A 24510-nucleotide genomic window follows, 5' to 3' on the forward strand; every position below is an offset into this window, starting at 1 on the left:
TTCAACCCTGCGACAGCAGCTGGCGCAGATCGATGACCGCAGCGTTGGCCCGGGAAATGTAGTTGGCCATGACCAGCGAGTGGTTGGCCCACATGCCGAAACCACTGCCATTGAGCACCATCGGACTCCACAGCGCCTCTTGCGAGGCCTCCAGTTCACGGATGATCTGGCGCACGCTGACGGTGGCATTCTTCTTCGCCAATACGTCAGCGAAGTCCACCTCGATAGCCCGCAGCAGGTGCGACAGCGCCCAGGCTTGGCCACGGGCCTCGTAGAACACGTTGTCGATCTGCAGCCATGGGGTCTCCACCACCTCCTCGTCCACCTGCGGCGCCTGGCCGGCAACCACCGACTCGGTCTTCAGTGTGGTGTTGAGCTTGACCCGGCCGACGCTGGCCGACAGGCGCTGCGACAGCGAGCCCAGGCGCGTGGCGACATCGCCCAGCCAGTTGTTCAGGTTGTCGGCACGGGTGTAGAAAATCGCGCCCTTGTCGCCTGCAGCCAGGCGAGCCTGATAGCGGGCAAGCGATTTGATGCCCTCTTCGAACTCCGACTCGCTGGATGGCAGGATCCAGCTCTTGTTATCGAAGTTGAAGCGCGGCTCCGCTTTGGCCAGGTCCGCGTCCTCGGTAGATTGCGACTGCGAGCGGGCGAAGTCTTTACGCATTGCGCGGGACAGGTCACGCACCTGGACCAGCACGCCGTATTCCCAGCTCGGCATGTTGTCCATCCACAGCCCCGGCGGGAAGCGATCGTTGGAAATGTAGCCGCCCGGCTTGTTCAGCAGGGTTTCGGCCACAGTCTTGAGCGTTTCGATGGTGGTGTAACCAATCACCATCTGTTGGCCATTTCGCTCGGCGGCTGCCTGGGCGGTCTGCTGCACCGGGAACAGCTCCGGTTCCTGGCTCCAGTACCAGCCCAAGCCGATGCAGACCAGCAGGTACAACCCGATCAGGGTTCCCAGGGCTCGGCTCCAGAGGCCACCCAAATAGCCACGGGCGGCAGCACCGCGGCCATCGACACGCTCACGGGGCTCGGCCTTGGCCTCGCGGTTTTTCCAGTCCAGCATGGCTTTGTCCTTATCAGTCACGACGGTTCAGGGCTTTTGACCACAGGCCAGTGCCAGGGTGCCACGGCAAGCCCATGTTGCTGCACTATAAAGCAGACACCACCGTACGCATAAGCGACCAATCAGTCAGTAACTGAATATTCCTCATCAACGCTTTGTTGATCCGCCGCACTCGCATGGGTGAAAAGAACTGCTAGCATAGAGCCATCATCGCACCTGCACATCCACTAATAAGTAGTCAGGACATGACCCAAGCCGCGGAGCCGAGCCAAGAGCGCCTCAAGCAGGAGCTCGATCAACTGCTGCAACGCCTGTCGCGCACAGGTTTGCGCAAGGGCGACCAACTTGACCAGTTGACCCTGCCACCTGCCCGCAGGCCGGTGTATCTGCTGCTGCGCGACCACGAACGTGCCGAGCGTCTGGCCCAGCAGCTGGAGTTCTTCGGCCTGAGCGTGCAACCGCTGTTCAGCGTCGACGCGTTGCTGGCCTCTGTGGCAGAGCTGGGGCCATCTGCCATCGTGATGGATGTCGACTTCGGCGGGCCGGGCTGCGGTATGCAACTGGCGGCGCAGGTGCAGTCGGGGCTGGAGCAGCCGATCCCGCTGTTGTTCTTCAGCCTGAACGAAGCGGACACGCCAACGCGTCTGGCCGCCGTGCGCGCAGGTGGCCAAGCGTTTCTCACCGGCACACTGGAGGCCTCCAGCCTGCTTGAGAAGCTTGAGATCATGACCAGCACCGCGCCGCTTGAACCACTGCGCGTGCTGATCATCGACGACTCACGCACCCAGGCGCTGCACACCGAACGCGTGCTGGGCAGCGCCGGCATGATCACCCGCAGCCTGACCGACCCGATCCGCGCCATGGCCGAGCTGGCTGATTTTCAGCCCGACCTGATCATTCTCGACCTCTACATGCCCGCCTGCTCCGGCCCGGAACTGGCCAAGGTGATCCGCCACAACGACCGCTACGTCAGCGTACCGATCATCTACCTGTCCGCCGAGGACGACCTGGACAAACAGCTCGATGCCATGAGCGAGGGCGGCGACGACTTTTTGACCAAGCCGATCCGCTCACGCCACCTGATCACCACCGTGCGCAACCGCGCTGCACGTGCGCGCCACCTCAAGTCGCGCATGGTCCGCGACAGCCTTACCGGCCTGTACAACCACACGCACATCCTGCAACTGCTGGAGGACTGTAGCTTTCGCGCCCGTCGCGAGGGCCAGCCGCTGAGCTTTGCCATGCTCGACATCGACCACTTCAAGAAGATCAACGACCGCCATGGCCACCCCATGGGCGACCGGGTGATCAAGAGCCTGGCGCTTTTTCTCAAGCAACGGCTGCGCAAGACCGACTTCATCGGCCGCTATGGCGGCGAAGAATTCGCCATCGTCATGCCCAACACCGCATTGGATGCCGCCCACAAGGTGCTGGACGAGATTCGCCGGCGCTTCGCCGAAATCCTCTACCCCGCGCAGCCCTGCGACCTGCAGTGCACCTTCAGTGCCGGGATCGTGCAACTGGACGATGAGCTCGATGCATTGAGCATGGCCAGCACCGCAGATGAGGCGCTGTATCGGGCCAAGCATGCCGGGCGCAACTGTGTGGTACGGGTCGAGCCCTGAGCGGCCGACCCGCGCCAACAAGATAGCCTTGAGCCACCATCGTCATCACCGCGTCACAAAATAGCAATAACTTCAGGCACCTACCTCCCCACCCCCGCAGGAAGTTAGCGGCTATGCGCCTGAAGTGGCTGACCAATTTCAACACCCTGTTACTGGTGACCGTGTGTATCGCGCTGGGTGCAACCCTGTGGTGGTCGCAGCGTGCCCTGGAGCGCCCCTATCAATTGATGGAACGCTATCTGGGCCTGTCCCAGCAGTTCCAGAACCAGGCCGCGCGCAACATCCAGGCCTATCTGGGCAGCGGCGACGCCCTGCGCCATGCCGCGGCGCTGGAGGCCAACCAACAGCTTGCGCAGGCACTCGCCGACTGGCCTGAAGCGCTGGCCGGCCAATTGCGCCCAAGCCTTGATAGCCTGCAAGCCTTCACCGCCAACGAGCTGCTCGCGGCCGGCAAACTGGCCGGCGACCCTCAAGCCCTGCTGTTGCAGGCCGAACGTGAACTGGGCGCCAATCTCGAACAGCTGGCCAACTATGCCCGCGACAGCGCCAGCAGCCAGGCTAGCCGTTATCTGCTGCCGTTGTTCGACGCCAGCGTCCACCTGGGCCGCCTGTCGCTGGCCCGTGACAAACTGGTCAGCAGCGGGCGGGCCGAGCTGGCCGACGAGGTGGAACGCGAGCTGCAATTGATCCGCGCCCAGGCTCAGGTCATCGACAACCTGCCGTTGCTGGGCGTGACCCGCGCCGCCGAATCCAACGCCGATGATTTCGCTGCCATGATGGGCCTGGAAACGCAGACCGCAGGGGAGCAGGAAGACGTTGCCGTGGGCCTCAAGCGCGAACTGCAAAGCCTGCTCAACCGCTACCCCGGCGAACTGCAACGGACCCGCGACCAGATCGAACGGCGTACCGTGCTGGCCGCCAGCACCAACGAACGGCTCGACGCCGTGCAAAAGGCCATTGCCAGCCTTGAGCCTGAAGTGCGCGGCCAGCATGCACGTATCGCCAGCGAAGTGCGCCTGATCCAGGGCCTGATGATCGGCCTGATCCTGCTGATCGCCCTGCTCATCGACACCCTGCAGCGGCGGCTGACGCGTACCCTGACTGGCTTGGCCCCGGCGCTGTCACGATGGGCCGAAGGCGACTTCGCCGCCCCCATCGTCCTGGGCAAGACCAACCGCGAGTTGCACGACATCCAGGAATCGCTCAATCGCCTGCGCCAGTACCTGGTAGAGCTGGTCGGCACCATCCGCCACAACGCCGAGCAGGTGGCCGGCAGCAGTCACGCACTGGCCGGCATGAGCGCTGCCCTGCATGACGGCGCAGAGCGCCAGGCGGGTGACACCGGGCAGATCCGCGATGCACTGGGCGAACTGGAGGCAACCATTTTGCAAGTGGCCGGTGATGCCAGCTCTGCGGCCGATGCCAGCCGCGCTGCCGGCCGCGCCGTGGAGCAAGGCCAGACGGTTATCGGCCAGAGCCTTGGCGGGCTGCGTACGCTGGTCGATGAAGTACAGGGCAACGCACGCATGATCGAACAGCTGGCCGAGGAGTCGGCCACCATCGGCGGTGTGCTCACGGTGATCAGGTCGATCGCCGAGCAGACCAACCTGCTGGCGTTGAACGCCGCCATCGAAGCCGCCCGCGCGGGCGAGATGGGCCGCGGCTTTGCCGTGGTCGCAGACGAGGTACGCTCGCTGGCGCAACGCACCACTGGCGCCACTGGCGAGATCCAGGCCTTGATCGACCGGCTGCAGCAGGCGGCAAGGGAATCGGTGACGGGCATGCGCGCGCAACTGGAACACGCCCAAGCTACAGCTGACCAGGCACAGGCTGCCGATGGCGCGCTGGACGAAATCGTCAACGCGATCCGCACCATAGCCAATACCGCAGTGCGCATTGCTGACGTCACGGCCCAGCAGAGTGATGCGGTGAGCGAGATCCGGGGGCACAGCGAGCGGATTCATGAACTGGGTGAAGACAACCTGCAGCGCATCGGTGAAGGGCGTGAGCAGGGCGAGCAATTGCTGACCCTTGGTGGCGAACTGAACCGGGCGGTGCGGGCCTTCAGGCTGTGATCGTTTGCCTGCCCCGCCCCCCAACGAAGGCCAACTCCGTTATCATGCCCGGCACGTTCCACCCCGCGAGGACGCCATGCGCCGCCTGTTTTTCCTGCTTTTCCTGCTGCTGGCCAGCCCTGCCTTCGCCACGGGCCTGCTCGACAACCGCCCCAGCGCCACCCTCGGCGCCGCCTCGCTGAGCAACAGCGCAGACTTTCTGCCAGTACACGAAGCCTTCAAGCTCAGCCTGGTCCAGGCTGATGCGCACACCCTCAAGCTGCGCTTCGTCGCCACCGACGGCTATTACCTCTACCGCCATCGCTTCCAGTTCCGCACCGAGCCGGCAGACATCGCCCTGGGCTCGCCGAACATTCCCAAGGGCGAGGCCAAACACGATGAGTTCTTCGGCGACGTTGAGGTCTACCACGGCGTACTGGACATCGAACTGCCGCGCACCGACGCTCGCGCCTTCACCCTGCTGGTCGGCTACCAGGGCTGTGCCGACAAGGGCCTGTGCTACCCGCCAGAGACGGCACGCCTGAGCATCGACGGCGCAGGGGGTAGCACCGCCGACGCCCCCGCGACGGCCAGCGAACAAGGCTGGAGCTGGAAATCACTGCTGCTGTTCTTCCTCGCCGGGGTTGGCCTGACCTTCACTCCCTGCGTGTTGCCGATGCTGCCGATCCTCTCTGGCGTGGTCTTGCGTGGCCAGGTCGGTGGCCTGCGCGGCCTGGCCCTGTCGCTGGCCTATGTGCTGGCCATGGCCGCCAGTTTCGCCATGCTGGGCGCATTGATGGGCCTGTTCGGTGCGAGCCTGAACCTGCAGGCGCGGCTGCAATCGGCGTGGGTCCTGGTGCCTTTCGCGCTGTTCTTTGTGCTGTTCGCCCTGGCCATGTTCGGCCTGTTCGAACTCAAACTGCCACAGGCCTTGAGCAATCGCCTCGATTCCCTCGCCCACCGCACCAAGGGCGGCTCGCTGCTGGGCGCAGCGGTGCTGGGCGTGCTGTCCAGCCTGCTGGTTTCGCCGTGCGTCTCGGCACCTCTGGCCGGCGCCTTGCTGTATATCAGTGCCAGCGGTGACGCCCTGGGTGGCGCTCTCAAACTGTTCGCCCTGGGCCTGGGCATGGGCGCGCCGTTGTTGGTGGTGGCCACGGGGGGCGCGGCCTGGCTGCCAAAGAGCGGGCCTTGGCTGAACACCGTGAAAAACGCTATTGGTGTACTGCTGCTGGGCCTGGCCATCGGCCTGCTCAGCCGCGTACTGCCGGGGCCGGCGACCTTGTTGCTGGTCGGGTTCCTGAGCGTGGGCGTGGCCGTTTTCCTCGGGGCGCTGGAGTTCGTGGTCAAGGCGCCACGCCAACGCCTGGCGCAACTGCTGGGCCTGGCCCTGCTGGTGTACGGCCTGGCCTGCTGGTACGGCGCCCTGCATGGCCAGGGCGACCCGCTGCGCCCATTGCCAGCACCCGCGCCGGCAAGTGCCGGCAGTGGCCCGGCAGCCTCGGTGGATGCCTGGCAAACCGTCACCACGCCGGCTGCACTCGACGCGGCACTGGCCGAGGCGGAAGCTGCGGGGCAGCCCGTGTTGCTCGACTGGTACGCCGACTGGTGCATCAGTTGCAAGGTCATCGAGCATGAAGTCCTCAACGCAGCGCAGGTCCAACCCCAACTGAGCGCCTTCAAGTTGCTGCGTTTCGACATCACCGAAAGCAACGCCGAGCAACGTACCCTGCTCGACCGCTATCAGCTGTTCGGCCCGCCTGCACTGTTGTTCTTTGCCGCGAACGGCAGCGAAATGATCACCGATCGGGTCATTGGCGAGATAAACGCCGCCGAATTCGCGGGTATTCTGGCGCGCGTGCGCGGCAAACTCGGTCTATAACTTCCCGCGTGCCGGCATAATTCTGCGAAGGAGTGACCAGATTTAATTTTTTGGTCACATACTTCGCGCGAACCTCGGACATCGTGCTGGCTATTGCCGGGAACTGGACACTTGCGGTCGCTTTACGGCACACTCGCCGCGCTGTGTCGAATTGCCCTACAAATCCAAGGAATCTGCAGATGGCAACGCTACTGGTGCTTCACGGCCCCAACCTGAACATGCTCGGGCTTCGCGAACCGAGCCACTACGGCGCCGTGACCCTGGCCCAGATCAACCAGGACCTGGAGCAGCGCGCGCGCGCCGCAGGCCATCACCTGCAATACCTGCAGAGCAATGCCGAGTACGAGCTGATCGACCGGATTCACGCCGCACGCAACGAGGGTGTGGACTTCATCCTGATCAATCCGGCTGCTTTCACCCACACAAGCGTCGCATTACGTGACGCATTGCTTTCGGTGAGCATCCCATTCATCGAAGTGCACCTGTCAAACGTGCACAAACGCGAACCGTTCCGTCACCACTCCTACTTCTCCGATGTAGCCGTAGGGGTGATCTGCGGTCTGGGCGCCAGCGGGTATCGCCTGGCCCTGGAGGCCGCACTGGAACAACTGGCTGCCAACGCACAGCCCTGATGATAGAAGCCCTGGCCTGAGTGGGCCGGGGTTCGAGAAAAACGTTTCAGATACGTTTTTAACTTATGCCCCCTGACCGAACCTTTGGGAGTTGATGATTAATGGATATCCGTAAAGTCAAGAAACTGATCGAGCTGCTGGAAGAGTCTGGCATCGACGAACTGGAGATCAAGGAAGGCGAAGAGTCGGTCCGTATCAGCCGTCACAGCAAGACCCCAGCCGCTCAGCAGTTCTACGCACCTGCGCCAATGGCTGCCGCACCTGCCGCTGCTCCGGTCGCTGCTGCTGCGCCGGCTGCCGAAGCTGCCGCCACCGCCCCGGCGCTCAAAGGCACCGTGATCCGCTCGCCAATGGTCGGTACCTTCTACCGCAAACCTTCGCCGACCTCGCCGAACTTCGCTGAAGTGGGCCAGAGCGTGAAGAAAGGCGACACGCTGTGCATCGTCGAAGCGATGAAGATGATGAACCACATCGAAGCCGATATCGGCGGCGTTATCGACGCCATCCTGGTGGAAGACGGTCAGCCGGTTGAGTTCGACCAGCCGCTGTTCACCATCGTTTGATTCGCGGAGAGCCAACGATGTCTGGGAAGCTGGAAAAAGTCCTGATCGCCAACCGCGGGGAAATTGCCCTGCGGATCCTGCGTGCCTGCAAAGAACTGGGCATCAAGACCGTCGCCGTGCACTCCACGGCCGACCGTGAACTGATGCACCTGGGCCTGGCAGACGAGTCGGTCTGCATTGGTCCTGCTTCGTCCAAAGATTCGTACCTGCACATCCCGGCGATCATCGCCGCTGCTGAAGTGACAGGCGCTACCGCCATCCACCCGGGTTACGGCTTCCTCGCAGAGAACGCCGACTTCGCCGAGCAGGTGGAGAAGTCCGGTTTCGCCTTCATCGGCCCGCGCGCCGATACCATTCGCCTGATGGGCGACAAGGTGTCGGCCAAGGACGCGATGATCAAGACCGGCGTACCGACCGTACCAGGTTCCGATGGCCCGCTGCCGGAAGACGAAGAGGTCGCCCTGGCGATCGCCCGTGACGTCGGCTACCCGGTGATCATCAAGGCCGCCGGTGGTGGTGGTGGCCGCGGTATGCGCGTGGTGCACAAGGAAGAGGACCTGATCGCCTCGGCCAAGCTCACCCGTACCGAAGCCGGTGCCGCCTTCGGCAACCCGATGGTCTACCTGGAGAAGTTCCTGACCAACCCACGTCACGTGGAAGTTCAGGTGCTGTCCGACGGCCAGGGCAACGCCATCCACCTGGGCGACCGCGACTGCTCGCTGCAGCGTCGTCACCAGAAAGTACTGGAAGAAGCACCTGCTCCGGGCATCGACGAGGAGGCCCGCCAGGAAGTCTTCAAGCGTTGCGTCGATGCCTGCATCGAGATCGGCTACCGTGGTGCCGGCACCTTCGAGTTCCTGTACGAAAACGGCCGTTTCTACTTCATTGAAATGAATACCCGTGTGCAGGTTGAGCACCCGGTCTCGGAGATGGTCACCGGTATCGACATCGTCAAGGAGATGCTCAGCATCGCCGCTGGCAACAAGCTGTCGATCCGTCAGGAAGACGTGGTGATCCGCGGTCACTCGCTGGAGTGCCGGATCAACGCAGAAGACCCGAAGAAGTTCATTCCGAGCCCAGGCAAGGTCAAGCACTTCCACGCCCCGGGTGGCAACGGCGTTCGCGTCGATTCGCACCTGTACAGCGGTTATTCGGTTCCGCCGAACTACGACTCGCTGATCGGCAAGCTGATCACCTACGGCAAAGACCGCGATGAAGCCATGGCCCGCATGCGCAACGCCCTGGACGAAATCGTCGTCGACGGCATCAAGACCAACATCCCGCTGCACCGCGACCTGGTGCGTGATGAAGGTTTCTGCAAAGGCGGCGTGAACATCCACTACCTCGAGCACAAACTGGCCAACCAGGAGTGATCGCGTTAGCGTGATGCAACCCCGAACCCCGGCCCTGTGCCGGGGTTTTTTGTGGGGCTTTTTCACGCCAACGGTCATGCAGCACCCCATTTACTGGCCCGATCGCGGGCAAAGCAGCGCCTTCGGTCAGATCACCACACTGAAAAACACTGAAGGGCCTAAGGAAGCCGGCTTGCCGGCCAGTGGGCTGCAGGCAGCGCCTCAAGCCATCCACAAACACCCCGCACTCGCGTAAACTGCCAGCCTTCGCGCAGCCTCGGGCTGCCCCTCTCGATTTACCAAAGGTGCCCGCCATGCCTTGGCTGCAAGTACGCCTGGCCATCAGCCCGGAACAAGCCGAAACCTACGAAGACGCCCTGCTCGAAGTCGGCGCCGTGTCGGTCACGTTCATGGACGCCGAAGACCAGCCGATCTTCGAACCCGACCTCAACACCACGCCGCTGTGGTCGCATACCCACCTGCTGGCACTGTTCGAGGCCGACGCCGACCCTGAACAGGTGTTCGCTCACCTGCGCCTGCTGACCGGCACGCAGCTGCCGGAACACCAGGCCGAAGTGATCGAGGATCAGGATTGGGAACGCAGCTGGATGGACAACTTCCAGCCAATGCGCTTCGGCCGCCGCTTGTGGATCGTGCCAAGCTGGCACGAGGCTCCGGAAAAGGACGCCGTGAACCTGCTGCTTGACCCAGGCCTGGCCTTTGGCACCGGCACCCACCCAACCACCGCCCTGTGCCTGGAATGGCTCGACGGCCAGCAGCTCGAAGGCACCCAGGTCCTGGACTTCGGCTGCGGTTCGGGCATTCTGGCGATTGCCGCACTGTTGTTGGGCGCACGCGAAGCGGTCGGTACCGACATCGACGTGCAGGCCATCGAAGCCTCGCGTGACAACGCCCAGCGCAACGGCGTCGCCGACGAGAAGCTGGCGCTGTACCTGCCCGAGCATATGCCGGCCATGCAGTCCGACGTGCTGGTCGCCAATATCCTCGCAGGCCCTTTGGTCTCGCTGGCGCCGCAGCTGTCCGGCCTGGTACGCCCAGGCGGCCTGCTCGCATTGTCAGGCATCCTTGCCGAACAGGGTGAGGAAGTGGCCGCAGCTTACGCTGCCGACTTCGAGCTGGACCCGATCGTCGTACGCGACGGCTGGGTACGCATCAGTGGTCGCCGCCGCTAAGCGGGCCTAAAATACTTTTCTGCACAGCTCCCGGATCGCCGCATGACCGACAGTTTCGTCACCCAGTGCCCGCATTGCCAGACCAGCTTTCGCGTCACCCACCACCAATTGAGCGTGGCGCGTGGGGTCGTGCGCTGCGGCCATTGCCTGCAGGTGTTCAACGCGGCGAAGCAACTGCTGGAGCAGAACCGCGCCAGCGCCGCCCCGGCAGTGCCGCCAATCCCGGCGGTTGGGCCAGTCACTGCGCCCGAGCCACCGGTCAGCGAGCGCCCAGCCGCCGAGCCGCAAGACTGGGCAGCCACAGCTCAAGCCCTCGACGAACTTGACCTGGACCAGGAACTGGCCCGCCTCGAACGCCGTGGCAAGGCAGACGAGCCGCGCCCCGCCGCCCCTGTCGATGCACTACAAGCGCGGCGTAACGAGCCCGCCGCCGAGCCCCATGGCGACGAGCCGTTCGGTAATGCGACCGACGATCACCATGAGCCGCTGGAGCCCGAAGAGCCCGCCCCGGTACTGCTCAAGCCAGAGCCGCTGGACCTGGAGCCTGCCCCGGGCGATCGCACCGAGCCCACGCTGGACGGCAACCTGGACCTGGACTTCGATGATGAACCTGCCGTGCATCGGCCCGCCGAGCGCGACAACCCCAACGACTTCCCCGAGCGGCTGCCGCCAGATGACGAACCCGTTCACGAAAAGGGCCTGAGTGCCCGTGATGATGACGATACGGATCTGCATCTTTCGGCGCACGATGACACCCCTGCCCCGGGGCTGACCGGCGAGCGCCTTGAACCTGGCTTCACCGCCAAGGCCTCGCGTGCGTCACGCAAGGAGCCGCTCATCGACGTGGTCGACGACCCTTTGCAACTGGGCTGGGAAAAGCCGCGCCCCCACTGGGGCAAACGCGTGCTCTGGAGCGTGCTCACGCTGCTGGCCGCCGGCCTGCTGGCCTTCCAGTACGTGTGGTTCCATTTCGATGAAATGGCGCGCCAGGACCAGTATCGCCCGCTCTTCCAGCAGCTGTGCCCGATGCTCGGCTGCGAGGTGCCTACCCGCGTCGATATTGGCCGGATCAAGAGCAGCAACCTGGTAGTGCGCAGCCACCCGGACTTCAAAGGCGCGCTGATCGTCGACGCGATCATCTACAACCGCGCCCCCTTCGCCCAGCCGTTCCCCCTGCTGGAGCTGCGTTTTGCCGACCTCAATGGCCAATTGATCGCCAGCCGGCGCTTCAAGCCGAGCGAGTATCTTTCGGGTGAACTGGCCGGCCGTGGCGAAATGCCCAGCCAGACGCCCATCCACATTGCCCTGGATATCCTCGACCCTGGCCCTAGAGCGGTGAATTACAGCTTGAGCTTCCGCTCCCCCGAATAGACGCCGAGCTGCAAGCGGCAAGAGAAGCGAGCCGACAACCGGTCTGCTCCCTCTTGCCGCTTGCAGCTTGCAGCTTGCAGCTTGTAGCGCCTGGTCATAAGCCTGCAACTGTTCAGAATTTATCCAAATCCATCTTTATCCGGTCACCGAGAGCGGGTATTATGCCAACCCTTTTTCGACTCCAATGATTCGGCCCCACAACAGGGAACACCTATGTCGGCGGTACGCATCGGCCCATATACACTACGTAACAACCTGATCCTCGCGCCCATGGCCGGGGTCACGGACCAGCCTTTCCGTACACTTTGCAAGCGCCTGGGCGCGGGCATGGTGGTGTCGGAGATGGTCAGCAGCGACATGAGCCTGTGGAACAGCCGCAAGTCCAGCCTGCGCCGCATTCACGAAGGCGATCCCGAGCCACGCTCGGTACAGATCGCCGGTGGCGATGCGCAGATGATGGCAGCGGCTGCCAGGGCCAACGTCGAAGCTGGCGCCCAGATCATCGATATCAACATGGGTTGCCCGGCAAAAAAAGTCTGCAACAAAGCTGCAGGCTCTGCTTTATTGAGAGATGAAGCGCTGGTCAGCGAGATTCTCCACGCCGTGGTCGGCGCGGTGGACGTCCCGGTGACCCTGAAGATCCGCACCGGTTGGGACCGGGCGAACAAGAACGGCCTGAACGTGGCGAGAATCGCCGAGCAGGCTGGCATCCAGGCGCTGGCGGTGCATGGCCGCACACGCGCCGACCTGTACACCGGCGAAGCCGAATACGACACCATCGCTGCCATCAAGCAGGCGGTGTCCATTCCGGTTTTTGCCAACGGCGATATCACTTCGCCAGAAAAGGCCCGGGCGGTGCTGGACGCCACCGGCGTCGACGGTCTGCTGATTGGCAGGGCCGCCCAAGGGCGGCCCTGGATCTTTCGCGAGATCGAGCATTACCTGGGGACGGGCCAGCATTTGCCGGCCCCGCAGCTGGACGAAGTGGAACGTATCCTGCTGGAGCACCTTGCCGCGCTGCACGCCTTCTATGGCGATGTGATGGGCGTACGTATCGCCCGTAAGCACGTCGGCTGGTACCTGGCAACACGACCCGGCGGCAAGGAGTTTCGCTCCCGGTTCAACGCTTTGGAAGACACACAAGCGCAGTGCGCCAACGTTCGAGCTTTTTTCAGCGAACGTCGACAGAGCCTTGAGACAGAGGACGGACAAGGGGTGGCCGCATGACGATGATGACCGAGACATTAGTGAGTGGAACAACGCCCGTGAGCGACAACGCCAACCTCAAACAGCACCTCAACACGCCGAGCGAAGAGGGCCAGACCCTTCGTGACAGCGTCGAGAAGGCGCTGCACAACTACTTCGCACACCTGGAAGGCGCTACCGTCACTGACGTGTACAACCTGGTGCTCTCCGAAGTAGAGGCGCCCCTGCTCGAAAGCGTGATGAATTACGTCAAGGGCAACCAGACCAAGGCCAGCGAGATGCTCGGGCTCAACCGAGGCACCCTGCGCAAGAAACTCAAGCAGTACGACTTGTTGTAAGCCAGAATCCCAATCAGAAAAGGCGGCTCCCTGAACAGAGGCGCCTTTTTTGCTGACTCCACCGCGTTATTGGAATCCGAAATGACCGACCAGACTACCCGCCTGCCAGTCCGCCGCGCCCTGATCAGCGTCTCCGACAAGACCGGTATCCTCGAATTCGCTCGTGAGCTGCAGCAGCTCGGTGTCGAGATCCTGTCCACCGGCGGCACCTACAAGCTGCTCAAGGACAACGGCGTGAACGCGGTGGAAGTGGCCGACTACACGGGCTTCGCCGAAATGATGGACGGCCGGGTCAAGACCCTGCACCCGAAGATCCACGGCGGCATCCTCGGCCGTCGCGGTGTCGACGACGCAATCATGAACGAGCACGGCATCAAGCCGATTGACCTGGTCGCCGTCAACCTGTACCCGTTCGAAGCCACCATTGCCAAGCCTGGCTGCGACCTGCCGACCGCCATCGAGAACATCGACATCGGCGGCCCGACCATGGTCCGTTCGGCTGCCAAGAACCACAAGGACGTCGCCATCGTGGTCAACGCCGGCGACTACGCCAGCGTCCTCGAAGGCCTCAAGGCCGGCGGCCTGACCTACGCCCAGCGTTTCGACCTGATGCTCAAGGCCTTCGAGCACACGGCGGCGTACGACGGCATGATCGCCAACTACATGGGCACCATCGACCAGGCCAAGGACACGCTGTCCACTGAAGCACGCAGCGAGTTCCCGCGCACCTTCAACAGCCAGTTCGTCAAGGCTCAGGAAATGCGCTATGGCGAGAACCCGCACCAGAGCGCGGCGTTCTACGTTGAAGCCAACAAAGGCGAAGCCAGCGTTTCCACCGCCATCCAGCTGCAGGGCAAGGCGCTGTCGTTCAACAATGTGGCCGACACCGACGCCGCGCTGGAGTGCGTGAAGAGCTTCGTCAAGCCGGCCTGCGTCATCGTCAAGCACGCCAACCCCTGCGGCGTCGCCGTGGTGCCTGAGGACGAGGGCGGTATCCGCAAGGCCTACGACCTGGCCTACGCCACCGACAGCGAGTCGGCCTTCGGCGGCATCATCGCCTTCAACCGTGAACTGGACGGCGAAACCGCCAAGGCCATCGTCGAGCGCCAGTTCGTCGAAGTGATCATCGCCCCGAAAATCTCCCAGGCTGCCCGCGACGTGGTGGCTGCCAAGCAGAACGTACGTCTGCTGGAGTGCGGCGAGTGGCCAGCCGAGCGTGCCGCCGGTTGGGACTTCAAGCGCGTCAACGGTGGCCTGCTGGTGCAGAGCCGCGACAACGGCATGATCACCGCCGAAGACCTGAAGATCGTCACCAAGCGTGCACCGACCGAGCAGGAAATCCACGATCTGGTGTTCGCCTGGAAGGTGGCCAAGTTCGTCAAGTCCAATGCCATCGTCTACGCCAAGCAGCGCCAGACCATCGGCGTCGGCGCTGGCCAGATGAGCCGCGTCAACTCCGCGCGCATCGCTGCCATCAAGGCAGAGCATGCCGGCCTGCAAGTACAAGGTGCGGTCATGGCGTCGGACGCGTTCTTCCCGTTCCGTGATGGCATCGACAATGCCGCTAAAGTGGGTATCAGCGCCGTGATCCAGCCCGGTGGTTCGATGCGCGATGCCGAGGTGATCGCTGCCGCTGACGAAGCCGGCATCGCCATGGTATTCACCGGTATGCGCCACTTCCGCCACTGATAGCAGCGGCAAGCTTTACGCTGCAAGCTGCAAGCAAGAGCAGGGCAAATTGCTCCTGCTTGCAGCCACAGCCCCTTGAATCCCTGAGTTGTGAGCACGTGAAAGGATCAGCGCCAACCGCTTTCTTTTGACGCTTGCAGCTTGCAGCTTCTCCGAAGGAGCCTGTAATGAAAGTTTTGATCATTGGCAGCGGCGGCCGTGAGCACGCCCTGGCCTGGAAAGTCGCCCAGGACCCACGCGTCGAGAAAGTATTCGTCGCCCCTGGCAACGCCGGTACCGCCATTGAAGCCAAGTGCGAGAACGTTGCCATCGACGTGACAGCCCTTGAGCAACTGGCAGACTTCGCCGAGAAGAACGTCGACCTGACCATCGTGGGCCCCGAGGCGCCACTGGTCATCGGTGTGGTGGACCTGTTCCGCAGCCGCGGCCTGGACTGCTTCGGCCCGACCAAGGGCGCGGCCCAGCTGGAAGGCTCCAAGGCATTCACCAAGGACTTCCTGGCTCGCCACAAGATCCCGACCGCCGACTACCAGAACTTCACCGAGATCGAGCCGGCCCTGGCCTACCTGCAGGAAAAAGGCGCGCCGATCGTGATCAAGGCCGACGGCCTGGCTGCAGGCAAAGGCGTGATCGTCGCCATGACCCTGGAAGAAGCCGAAGCCGCCGTGCGTGACATGCTCGCAGGCAACGCCTTTGGCGACGCTGGTTCGCGCGTGGTGATCGAAGAGTTCCTCGACGGCGAGGAAGCCAGCTTCATCGTGATGGTCGACGGCCACAACGTGCTGCCAATGGCCACCAGCCAGGACCACAAGCGCGTAGGTGACCAGGACACCGGCCCGAACACGGGCGGCATGGGTGCCTACTCCCCTGCCCCAGTCGTTACCGCCGATGTCCACCAGCGCGTGATGGACCAGGTGATCTGGCCGACCGTGCGCGGCATGGCCGAAGAAGGCAACGTGTACACCGGCTTCCTGTATGCCGGCCTGATGATCGACAAGGCGGGCAACCCCAAGGTCATCGAGTTCAACTGCCGCTTTGGCGACCCGGAAACCCAGCCAGTCATGCTGCGCCTGGAATCGAGCCTGGTGCTGTTGATCGAAGCCGCTTTCGCCAAGGCGCTGGACAAGGTCGAAGCGCAGTGGGACCCGCGCCCGAGCCTGGGTGTGGTGCTGGCTGCCGGCGGGTACCCGGGCGACTACGCCAAGGGCGACGCGATCAGTGGCCTGGAGGCCGCAGCCAAGATCGAAGGCAAGGTGTTCCATGCCGGTACTTCGCTCAAGGACGGCCAGGTCGTGACCAACGGTGGCCGCGTGCTCTGCGCCACGGCCATGGGCAGCACGGTCGCAGATGCCCAGCAGCAGGCTTACCGCCTCGCCAAGGAAGTCACCTGGAACGGTAGCTTCTACCGTACCGACATCGGCTATCGGGCCATTGCCCGCGAGCGCGGTGAACACCAGCAATAACCTTGACCGGATAGCCGCAGCGTCTTGCGCGTGCGGCTTTCGGCTCGTCGACATGGCCCCATCGGGGCCTTGCCTTCGACTTGGCGCGCCGCGCATAGTTACTCCACGGCACATCAGCTAGGAAGGGATCTCGTAGTGCGTCGGCTTCGGATTGCCACAGCTCTGATCGTCAGCTTGCTGACCCTGCTCTGCCTGCTCCCGGCTTCGGCCGACCAAGGCGGAGGCTGGTCCGTTTTGCTCGACGAACAAGCCAACCTGCAATTGAGCGACGTCCGCTCGGATCGCTATCGCAACCAGTTCAGCCCCACGACCCTGGGCGACCTCGATGCAGCACCGTCGCAACAGGCCCTATGGCTACACTATCGCCTCGAACCGGGTGAGCAGGAGCGACTGTTGCGGGTCTTCGCCCCGGACCTTTCACGCCTGGACCTCTACGCCCTGGAGGGCGACAGGCTGCTACGCCAGCTGCACCACGGCCGCCAGGCCGGCAACGCCAGCCCGACCCTGCGTGGCAGCGACCAAGTATTGCCCCTGCCGAACAGCCCGACCGCGGTGGACGTCTACCTGCGCCTGGTCTCCGAACATCAATTGCGCCCGGCCATCACCCTGGAGCCTGCGGCAGTCGCCGCTTCGAATCAGGGCCAGCCATTGCTGTTCGGCATGCTCTTCGGCGGCCTGGCCATGCTCATCCTGCACAACCTGATCCGCTTTCTATACACCCGCTCCAGCACCACCCTGGTCCTTGCGTTGTACCACGGGCTGATGCTGCTCAGCGGCCTGATCCTGCTCAACCTCAGCGGCCCCTGGTGGCACCTGTGGCACAGTGCGCAAACCCCGGCCGCCTACCTGACCCTGGTGTTGGCGGGCCTCGCGGGGCTGTATTTCACCCAGCACTTCTTCTCGCGCTGCAATTCACCGCAGCTCAATCGCTTGCTGCAGGGCGAAATGCTGGTGGCCACGGTCAGCGGCCTGATCCTGCTGTTCGTCGATACCCTGCCGCTCAACCTGATGACCTACGCCCTGCTGGCCTTGGGCAGTGTGAGCATGCTGCTGGTCAGCAGCTACCACTGGTACAAAGGTTATGCACCGGCACGCCTGTTCAGCCTGGCCATGGTCGTGTTCAACCTGGGCGGGCTGGTGTTGCTGCCGGCCCTGCTCGGCCTGACCCGCACTTCGACGCCCTGGCTGCTGTGCATTCTGCTCGGTTTGACCGTGGCCAGCGGCCTGCTGCTGAACCTGGCGGTCAGCGAGCGCCTGCGGCGCATGAGCGAAGAGCGCTTCAGCGCCAGTCGCGCACTGGCGGCCAGTGACGCCGAAATCAATGCCAAGGCCGAGTTCCTGGCCAAGATCAGCCATGAAATCCGTACCCCCATGAACGGCGTGCTGGGCATGACCGAACTGCTGCTGGGCACGCCGCTGTCGGTCAAGCAGCGTGACTACGTGCAGACCATCCACAGCGCCGGCAACGAACTGCTCACACTGATCAACGAGATTCTCGACATTTCCAAGCTCGAGTCGCGGCAGATCGAACTGGACGATGTGCAATTCGACCTCAATGCCCTGATCGAAGACTGCCTGAACATCTTCCGCGCCAAGGCCGAACAACAGAACATCGAGCTGATCAGCTTCACCCAGCCGCAAGTGCCACGGGTCATCAGCGGCGACCCGACGCGCCTGCGTCAGGCCCTCTCCAGCCTGCTGGAAAACGCCCTGAAAAACACCGACCACGGCGAAATTCTCCTGGTCGTTGCACTGGACCAGCGCAGCGAGGTGCCGCGCCTGCGGATCGCCGTGCAGGACAGCGGCGAGCCGTTGCCTGCGGCCGAACGCGAAGCCCTGCTGCAGGCAGAGCTGCACAGCCATCACTTCCTGTCCAGCAACAAGCTTGGCGGCCACCTCGGGTTGATCATCGCCAAGCAACTGATCGGCCTGATGCAAGGCGAATTCGGCATCAAGAGCAGCACCAGCATGGGCAACACCCTGTGGCTGACCCTGCCGCTCGACCCCTCGCGGCTGGAGCAACCCTTGGCCGACCTCGACAGCCCATTGCGTGACGCCCGGGTGCTGGTGGTGGACGACAACGACACCTGCCGCAAGGTGCTGGTGCAGCAGTGCAGCGCTTGGGGCATGAACGTCAGTGCCGTGCCCTCGGGCAAAGAAGCCCTGGCCCTGCTCCGGACCAAGGCGCACCTGCGCGACTATTTCGACGCGGTCTTGCTCGACCAGAACATGCCCGGCATGACCGGCATGCAGCTGGCCGCCAAGATCAAGGAAGACCCCAGCCTGAACCACGACATCCTCGTGGTGATGCTCACCGGTATCAGCAATGCACCGAGCAAGGTCATTGCCCGCAATGCCGGGGTCAAGCGCATCCTGGCCAAACCGGTGGCCGGCTACACGCTCAAGACCACCCTGGCCGAAGAGCTGGCCCAGCGCGGCCGCGAACAGACCGTGCCGATGCCCCTGCCAGGCACCCCGCCCACCCACGAGCTGCCGGGCGACTTCCGCGTGCTGGTCGCCGAAGACAACAGCATCTCGACCAAGGTGATCCGCGGCATGCTGGGCAAACTCAATCTCGAACCGGATACCGCCAGCAATGGCGAGGAAGCCCTGCAGGCCATGAAAGCCCATCGCTACGACCTGGTGTTGATGGATTGTGAAATGCCGGTGCTCGACGGCTTCTCCGCCACCCAGCAACTGCGCGCCTGGGAGGTCGCCAACCAGCGCCAGCGCACCCCGGTGGTGGCACTGACCGCGCACATCCTCGCCGAGCACAAGGAGCGCGCACGGCTGGCCGGCATGGATGGGCACATGGCCAAGCCGGTGGAGCTGTCGCAATTGCGCGAGTTGATCCAGTATTGGGCGAACCAGCGGGAAACCAAGACCGATCCGCTGCATACCTCCTAACGATAAAGCGCTGCCGCAGCGGCCTGGATTACAAACTGCGGTTGCTGCGCAGCCCTTCTGCGCCACCAGGCCGCTCCGACAAAGGACTCACCCTCATGCTTCACGAGTTGTTCAGTGTCTACCTGAAGATGCTGGTGCTCTACAGCCCGTTTTTCGTGCTGTCGTGCTTCATCAGCCTGACCCGTGGCCACTCCAGCAAGGAGCGCAAGCAGCTAGCCTGGAAGGTTGCGTTCGCCGCATTGGTGGCCAGTGTGTTGCTGTACCTGTTCGGGCGGGCGATCTTCGGCATTTTCGGCATCACGGCCGATGCCTTCCGCATCGGCGCCGGCAGCGTGCTGTTCATCTCGGCATTGGGGATGGCCCAGGGCAAACCGGCCGTGCAGGCCGACAACGTGCAGCAGGACGTAACCATCGTACCGCTGACGATCCCCCTCACCGTAGGCCCGGGCACCATCGGCGCGCTGCTGGTGATGGGCGTCAGCCAGCCGCACTGGGACGACAAGTTACTGGCCATCGTCAGTATCGCGCTGGCCAGCTTCACCGTGGGCCTGGTGCTGTATCTGTCGCACGGCATCGAGCGCATTCTCGGTGAGCAAGGCCTGCAGATCGTCAGCCGCCTGATGGGGCTGTTCGTCTGCGCCTTGGCGGCGCAGATCATCTTCACCGGCATCAGGGGCTACCTGGTCGGCTAGCCCCGCCGCTTATGGCGCAACAGGGTACCAGCGCGGGGTATAGACCCACTGCCCACCCTCGGCACGGGCAAAGGTGCAGGTCGTGGAAGAACCGACCAGTACCATGGTGCGCATGTCGACCATCTCTGGCACCAACTCGGCGAGGGTGACCACCTTGAGCGTCTGCCCCGGCCTGCCGATGTCACGCCCCAGCACTACGGGTGTATCGCCATCCCGGTGCTGGCGCACGATTTCCAGCGCGCGGCCAAGCTGCCAGGGGCGCGAACGCGAGATCGGGTTGTAGAAGGCCAGCACCAGGTCGGCCTGGGCTGCCAGGTCTAGCCGATGTTCGATGGTCGACCAGGGTTTGAGATTGTCCGACAGCGACATCACGCAGAAGTCATGCCCCAGCGGCGCGCCCGCTTGAGCGGCGGTGGCCAGCGAGGCCGAAACCCCCGGCAGGATCTGCAGATCGACCCGATGCCAGGCGGGGTCAGAGGACCCGTGCAGCGCTTCCAGCACGGCTGCGGCCATGGCGAAGACCCCCGGGTCACCCGACGACACCACCACCACCGAGCGCCCCTGGGCAGCAAGCTCGAAAGCATGACGCGCGCGCTGCATCTCTTCGCGATTGTCGGTGCAATGTTGCACCTGGTCGTCGCGGAACGGTCCGGCCATGCGCACGTAGGTTTCGTAACCGAGAATGTCCTCGGCGCGTGCCAGCTCGGCTTTGACCGCCGGCACCATCAGCTCGGCGGCGCCAGGGCCAAGGCCGATGACGGCCAGGCGACCACGCTTGCGCCCCAGCTGGTTGCCCTTGACTGGCGCCGATGCCAGCGCGATGACCAGGCCCGCCTGCTCGATCAGGCGCGCATCCGGCAATGCTGCGGCGGCCATGCTGACAAGCGTGCTTTCTTTGGCCGCAAAACGCAGTGCGACACCCAGCGTCTCGGCCGCTGCCAGCAAGGACGGTTCGGCCATGGCCTGTTCGGCGGCCAGCAGGCACGCCAGTGACTGCTCGGCGATGCCCGCTTCACGCAGGGCATCATGGACGCGTTCGACCAGATCAGCGCCGCCCGCATCCACCGCAACCACCACCGAACGGGGGCGGATCAGCAACTCGTCACGGCTGGCCGGGCGCGCAGTGCATCCCACATGAATGGTGCGCTGGGCGGCTTCACTGGTTGGCAATTGGGCCTGAGCCAGCCACGGCGCATCGCCCTCGATGCGTACGGCTTCGCCCGCCAGCAGATCGGAAACGAAACGCTTGCCCTGTTCGATGTCCGCCAAGGCGTAGCCTTCGGGTGGGTTCAGCAGGCAGGTGCCGAAACGCAGCTCGCCACTGGTGGTGATCGCCGGGGCCACGCCCAGCGCCTCAGCGATCTCCCGGGCCATGAGGTTGACGCCGCTCAACCCGCCCAGCAGCGGCACTACCGCACTACCGTCCTCGGCCACCGCCAGCACCGGCGGCTCCGCGCCTTTCTCGCTGAGCAGGCTGGCCAGGCTACGGATGACGATACCCGCCGCACACAGGGCAATGATCGGCGTGTCCTGCCGGTAGAGCTCGCGCAACGTGTCGCCAAAGTTTTCGTAATACTGGTCGGCCAGGTCGACCCGACCACTCAGGCCGTGCAGCGTTGCCTGTGGATACCGCTGCTGAATGCGCCGCGCGGTGGCCACGCTGCCAGCGCCGAGCACCATGATCGCCGGTGCCTTGTGCATGCTCATCCCTGCCATTTTTCACCCGGCACGATGATCAGCGAGAAGTACGGTGATGACTGTGGATCCACCTGATCCAGCGCGACGATTTTCTGATTGGCCATGGTCGCCCGTTCCACGTACAGCGCTCGGCTGTCCAGGCCCAGTTCGCCCAGCACCTGCCGCACCTTGGGGAAGTTGCGGCCCAGCTTCATGATTACCGCCGCGTCGGCGTCGGCCAGGCGCCGCTTGAGCTCTTCGGCCGGCAGCACCCCCGACAGCACCGACAGGCTCTGGTTGCGGTAAACCAAAGGGGCCCCCAGTACCGAGGCGCCGCCCAGCATCGAGCAGACGCCAGGGATCACTTGCGCGTCATAGCGTTGCGCCAGACGGTCATGCAGGTACATGTAGGAGCCGTAAAAGAACGGGTCACCCTCGCAGATCACCGCCACATCGCGGCCAGCATCGAGGTGTTCGGCCACCTGCACGCTGGCCTCGTCATAGAAATCGCTGATGACCTGCTCGTAGGACAACGGTGCCGGCAACGCCTCGGTGGTCACCGGATAGACCAACGGCAGCAGCGTTTGCGATGGCTGCAGGTGCGACTCGATGATGCCGAAGGCATTGCCACGCTTGCCCTTGGCCACGAAGTAGGCGACCACCGGGGCCTCGCGTAGCAAGCGCAGGGCCTTGAGGGTGATCAGCTCAGGGTCGCCAGGGCCTACGCCCAGGCCCAGCAGACGTCCACGCGGCGCCATCATTCCACCTCCGTGGCGAGGGCATTGACCGCCGCCGCCGCCATCGCGCTACCGCCCAGGCGGCCCTGCATGATCACGAAGGGTACCCCTCGGCTATCTGCGGCAAGCATGGCCTTGGACTCCGCCGCACCGACGAAGCCAACCGGGAAGCCGAGGATCAGCGCAGGCTTGGGTGCCCCTGCATCGATCATTTCCAGCAAGTAGAACAGTGCGGTCGGTGCGTTGCCGATCACCACCACGCTGCCCTCCAGGTAGGGCCGCCACAGTTCCAGAGCCACCGCCGAGCGGGTATTGCCGGCATCTTTGGCCAAGGCTGGGACACTCGGGTCACGCAGGGTGCAGATCACTTTGTTGTCAGCGGGCAAGCGTGCACGGGTGATACCTTCGGCGACCATGTGCGCATCGCATAGGATCGGCGCGCCGTTGGCCAGGGCCTCACGGCCGGCGCGGCCTGCACCTTCGGAGAACTGCAGGCCGTCGATGGCCTCGACCATGCCGCAGGCATGGATCACACGAACGGCGAGTTTCTCAAGGTCCGCGGGGATCCGCTCGAGCCGGGCCTCCTCACGGATGATCCGGAAAGAATTGCGATAGATCTCCTGACCATCGCGGATGTAATCAATCATCAAGGTGCTCCGTCGGCAGGTCGAGCATGGCGCCTGCTTCGTTCAAGGTGAGGTTGGCGGCGCGCAGGGCGCCGAAGCCCGGCAGGCGCGCGTCACGCAAATAGAGGTCATAGCGGCCCGGCGAGCGGGCCAGCAGCGTGGCCGGGGCGACATAGGCCACGGCGCAGGATCGGGGGCAACCAGACAGGTGCACGCTGGCAGGCGCGCCCGTAGGCAAGAGCGCTGCCAGGGCCACGGCATCGGCCTTGGTATCGCCGTGCGCCTTGGCGCAGCCGCTGGCGCCGGTGCAGGCAACCAGGCGGGCCAGGGGCTCATGGCTGTGGCACAGCCAGCCAAGGGCCGAAAGCTCACGTTGCACCGCAGCGATGCGCGTGCCAGCGATAGAGGTCAGCATCAGGCTTTGCCAGGGGCTCAGGCGCAGGCTGCCATCGCCGTGTTCACGGGCGATGCGCGCCGCACCGCGCAGCATGTCGGCGTTGAGCCTGCCAAGCGGCGGGGCAATGCCCAGGGCCATGCCTTGCTGCTGCTGAACGGCGCCGAGCCATGAGCGGTGGCTCGCTGCGCGGCGCCACGCGAGCACGACATCATCCCGGCGGATTTGCAGCCCCAGCCCCTCGATGAACCGCTCCACTGAGCGGTTTTCCAGCAACTGGCGCATGCGCGCCTGCTCCGGGCTGGCCAGATCGAGAAAGCGCTCAAGCACTGCACGCACCAATTCCAGCCCCTGCTCTACCGGCACCGCACCCAGCACCTGGCCGTCAGCCGGGCAGCCGGCCAGGCCGAACGCCAGCCAGGTGCGTTGTTCGAGCCGCAATGCGCAAAGCCATAGATCGTGCGGGTGCTCGAGCATCGCCAGGCCTTCGCCGCCGTCCAGTTGCAGGGCGAACTTGGCCGATAACTGATGAAAGCGCGGCGTGCCTTGCAGCAGGTCGAGGATGTGTTCGGCCAGGGGGCGAACATCCAGCACCATTGAGGGGTCATGCCCGGCCAAAGGGCTGAGCATCAGGTTGCGCACATCGTCACTGGCAGCATCGCGGGGGCCCAGGCCTGCTGCCAGCAGGCTTTCGATCAGGCCGGCGTGATCATCGCCAATGCCACGGATCTGCAGATTGCCGCGGTTGGTCGCCTCGATCACGCCACCGGCGAAGCGCTCGGCAGCCGCCGCCACGGCATCGGCCTGATCGGCCAGCAACAGCCCACCGGGCAGCTTGATCCGGCAGATCCCGCCATCCAGAGCGCTGACGATGCGCCACAACCCCGGGCAAGCCGAGGGACGGGGCGACACGGGTGGGGTATGGACCTGCTTCAAAGGGGCGTCCGGCAATCGCTGAAAATGCGCTTGAGTGTAGAAGGCGCGGTATTATGCCTGCTTTGTCCGGCGGCATGAAAAGCCGGTGGTCGAGCATCGCTGGCGAT

The 24510-nt window shown here is 64.1% G+C and carries 19 protein-coding genes; 14 read left to right on the top strand and 5 right to left on the bottom strand.

Annotated elements, in window-relative coordinates; all coding sequences use genetic code 11:
• Position 1: 1 nt before the first annotated feature.
• Entirely contained in the window at positions 2–1069 is a 1068-nt protein-coding gene (locus ACIPZC_RS23445; protein WP_241806178.1) for a DUF2333 family protein, read from the bottom strand.
• Positions 1070–1314: 245 nt separating this feature from the next.
• Here ACIPZC_RS23445 and ACIPZC_RS23450 point away from each other — a divergent pair, with 245 nt between their 5' ends.
• The 14 genes from ACIPZC_RS23450 to ACIPZC_RS23515 all read left to right on the top strand — a co-directional run bounded on the left by ACIPZC_RS23450 (position 1315) and on the right by ACIPZC_RS23515 (position 20033).
• The gene (locus ACIPZC_RS23450; RefSeq protein WP_400629829.1) at positions 1315–2694 is read left to right on the top strand and encodes a diguanylate cyclase; all 1380 of its coding nucleotides are present in this window, start codon (positions 1315–1317) and stop codon (positions 2692–2694) included.
• 227 nt (positions 2695–2921) lie between these two features.
• The gene (locus tag ACIPZC_RS23455) at positions 2922–4769 is read left to right on the top strand and encodes a methyl-accepting chemotaxis protein (protein ID WP_400629871.1); all 1848 of its coding nucleotides are present in this window, start codon (positions 2922–2924) and stop codon (positions 4767–4769) included.
• Between the two features lie 76 nt (positions 4770–4845).
• The gene (locus ACIPZC_RS23460; RefSeq protein ID WP_400629831.1) at positions 4846–6627 is read left to right on the top strand and encodes a protein-disulfide reductase DsbD; all 1782 of its coding nucleotides are present in this window, start codon (positions 4846–4848) and stop codon (positions 6625–6627) included.
• A 179-nt stretch (positions 6628–6806) separates the two neighbouring features.
• Entirely contained in the window at positions 6807–7259 is a 453-nt protein-coding gene (gene aroQ / locus ACIPZC_RS23465) for a type II 3-dehydroquinate dehydratase (protein WP_241806182.1), read from the top strand.
• 101 nt (positions 7260–7360) lie between these two features.
• Entirely contained in the window at positions 7361–7822 is a 462-nt protein-coding gene (gene accB, locus ACIPZC_RS23470) for an acetyl-CoA carboxylase biotin carboxyl carrier protein (RefSeq protein WP_241806183.1), read from the top strand.
• Between the two features lie 17 nt (positions 7823–7839).
• Positions 7840–9195, top strand: coding sequence for an acetyl-CoA carboxylase biotin carboxylase subunit (gene accC / locus ACIPZC_RS23475; protein ID WP_400629834.1), 1356 nt, complete (start codon positions 7840–7842; stop codon positions 9193–9195).
• A gap of 293 nt (positions 9196–9488) precedes the next feature.
• Positions 9489–10367 carry a 50S ribosomal protein L11 methyltransferase gene (gene prmA, locus ACIPZC_RS23480; RefSeq protein WP_400629836.1) on the top strand — a complete coding sequence of 293 codons (879 nt, stop codon included), beginning with the start codon at positions 9489–9491 and terminating at the stop codon, positions 10365–10367.
• A 42-nt stretch (positions 10368–10409) separates the two neighbouring features.
• Positions 10410–11738: a DUF3426 domain-containing protein gene (locus ACIPZC_RS23485; protein WP_400629838.1), complete on the top strand. Its 1329-nt coding sequence runs from the start codon at positions 10410–10412 to the stop codon at positions 11736–11738.
• 213 nt (positions 11739–11951) lie between these two features.
• On the top strand, positions 11952–12965 hold the full coding sequence (gene dusB, locus ACIPZC_RS23490) for a tRNA dihydrouridine synthase DusB (protein ID WP_241806187.1): 1014 nt from the start codon (positions 11952–11954) through the stop codon (positions 12963–12965).
• On the top strand, positions 12962–13282 hold the full coding sequence (fis, locus tag ACIPZC_RS23495) for a DNA-binding transcriptional regulator Fis (RefSeq protein WP_008093076.1): 321 nt from the start codon (positions 12962–12964) through the stop codon (positions 13280–13282). The genes dusB and fis overlap by 4 nt, the downstream gene beginning before the upstream one ends.
• Before the next feature lie 81 nt (positions 13283–13363).
• Positions 13364–14971: a bifunctional phosphoribosylaminoimidazolecarboxamide formyltransferase/IMP cyclohydrolase gene (purH, locus tag ACIPZC_RS23500; RefSeq protein ID WP_241806188.1), complete on the top strand. Its 1608-nt coding sequence runs from the start codon at positions 13364–13366 to the stop codon at positions 14969–14971.
• 167 nt (positions 14972–15138) lie between these two features.
• Positions 15139–16434: a phosphoribosylamine--glycine ligase gene (purD, locus tag ACIPZC_RS23505; RefSeq protein ID WP_046787841.1), complete on the top strand. Its 1296-nt coding sequence runs from the start codon at positions 15139–15141 to the stop codon at positions 16432–16434.
• Positions 16435–16569: 135 nt separating this feature from the next.
• Positions 16570–19341 (top strand): response regulator, encoded by a 2772-nt coding sequence (locus ACIPZC_RS23510; protein WP_400629842.1) that lies wholly within the window; start codon positions 16570–16572, stop codon positions 19339–19341.
• Between the two features lie 95 nt (positions 19342–19436).
• Positions 19437–20033: a MarC family protein gene (locus ACIPZC_RS23515; protein WP_039602487.1), complete on the top strand. Its 597-nt coding sequence runs from the start codon at positions 19437–19439 to the stop codon at positions 20031–20033.
• 9 nt (positions 20034–20042) lie between these two features.
• Here ACIPZC_RS23515 and cobJ read toward each other — a convergent pair whose 3' ends face one another.
• From cobJ to cobG, 4 genes are read right to left on the bottom strand one after another with little or no spacing between them, the layout of a single operon-like run.
• On the bottom strand, positions 20043–21734 hold the full coding sequence (gene cobJ, locus ACIPZC_RS23520) for a precorrin-3B C(17)-methyltransferase (protein ID WP_400629844.1): 1692 nt from the start codon (positions 21732–21734) through the stop codon (positions 20043–20045).
• Positions 21735–21736: 2 nt separating this feature from the next.
• Positions 21737–22468: a precorrin-2 C(20)-methyltransferase gene (locus ACIPZC_RS23525; RefSeq protein WP_400629873.1), complete on the bottom strand. Its 732-nt coding sequence runs from the start codon at positions 22466–22468 to the stop codon at positions 21737–21739.
• Positions 22468–23094: a precorrin-8X methylmutase gene (locus ACIPZC_RS23530; protein ID WP_267819025.1), complete on the bottom strand. Its 627-nt coding sequence runs from the start codon at positions 23092–23094 to the stop codon at positions 22468–22470. Before ACIPZC_RS23530 ends, ACIPZC_RS23525 begins: the two co-directional genes overlap by 1 nt.
• Positions 23087–24418 (bottom strand): precorrin-3B synthase, encoded by a 1332-nt coding sequence (gene cobG / locus ACIPZC_RS23535; protein ID WP_400629847.1) that lies wholly within the window; start codon positions 24416–24418, stop codon positions 23087–23089. Before cobG ends, ACIPZC_RS23530 begins: the two co-directional genes overlap by 8 nt.
• Between the last annotated feature and the right edge of the window lie 92 nt (positions 24419–24510).

The organism is Pseudomonas sp. NPDC089743, from assembly GCF_044748785.1.
GTDB lineage: Bacteria > Pseudomonadota > Gammaproteobacteria > Pseudomonadales > Pseudomonadaceae > Aquipseudomonas > Aquipseudomonas putida_X.

What these genes read in the sequence shown, in the direction of transcription:
- ACIPZC_RS23445 (WP_241806178.1), bottom strand. Translation starts at nt 1,069, where the DNA reads ATGCTGGACTGGAAAAACCGCGAGGCCAAGGCCGAGCCCCGTGAGCGT.
- ACIPZC_RS23450 (WP_400629829.1), top strand. Translation starts at nt 1,315, where the DNA reads ATGACCCAAGCCGCGGAGCCGAGCCAAGAGCGCCTCAAGCAGGAGCTC.
- ACIPZC_RS23455 (WP_400629871.1), top strand. Translation starts at nt 2,922, where the DNA reads ATGGAACGCTATCTGGGCCTGTCCCAGCAGTTCCAGAACCAGGCCGCG.
- ACIPZC_RS23460 (WP_400629831.1), top strand. Translation starts at nt 4,846, where the DNA reads ATGCGCCGCCTGTTTTTCCTGCTTTTCCTGCTGCTGGCCAGCCCTGCC.
- aroQ (WP_241806182.1), top strand. Translation starts at nt 6,807, where the DNA reads ATGGCAACGCTACTGGTGCTTCACGGCCCCAACCTGAACATGCTCGGG.
- accB (WP_241806183.1), top strand. Translation starts at nt 7,361, where the DNA reads ATGGATATCCGTAAAGTCAAGAAACTGATCGAGCTGCTGGAAGAGTCT.
- accC (WP_400629834.1), top strand. Translation starts at nt 7,840, where the DNA reads ATGTCTGGGAAGCTGGAAAAAGTCCTGATCGCCAACCGCGGGGAAATT.
- prmA (WP_400629836.1), top strand. Translation starts at nt 9,489, where the DNA reads ATGCCTTGGCTGCAAGTACGCCTGGCCATCAGCCCGGAACAAGCCGAA.
- ACIPZC_RS23485 (WP_400629838.1), top strand. Translation starts at nt 10,410, where the DNA reads ATGACCGACAGTTTCGTCACCCAGTGCCCGCATTGCCAGACCAGCTTT.
- dusB (WP_241806187.1), top strand. Translation starts at nt 11,952, where the DNA reads ATGTCGGCGGTACGCATCGGCCCATATACACTACGTAACAACCTGATC.
- fis (WP_008093076.1), top strand. Translation starts at nt 12,962, where the DNA reads ATGACGATGATGACCGAGACATTAGTGAGTGGAACAACGCCCGTGAGC.
- purH (WP_241806188.1), top strand. Translation starts at nt 13,364, where the DNA reads ATGACCGACCAGACTACCCGCCTGCCAGTCCGCCGCGCCCTGATCAGC.
- purD (WP_046787841.1), top strand. Translation starts at nt 15,139, where the DNA reads ATGAAAGTTTTGATCATTGGCAGCGGCGGCCGTGAGCACGCCCTGGCC.
- ACIPZC_RS23515 (WP_039602487.1), top strand. Translation starts at nt 19,437, where the DNA reads ATGCTTCACGAGTTGTTCAGTGTCTACCTGAAGATGCTGGTGCTCTAC.
- cobJ (WP_400629844.1), bottom strand. Translation starts at nt 21,734, where the DNA reads ATGCACAAGGCACCGGCGATCATGGTGCTCGGCGCTGGCAGCGTGGCC.
- ACIPZC_RS23525 (WP_400629873.1), bottom strand. Translation starts at nt 22,468, where the DNA reads ATGGCGCCGCGTGGACGTCTGCTGGGCCTGGGCGTAGGCCCTGGCGAC.
- ACIPZC_RS23530 (WP_267819025.1), bottom strand. Translation starts at nt 23,094, where the DNA reads ATGATTGATTACATCCGCGATGGTCAGGAGATCTATCGCAATTCTTTC.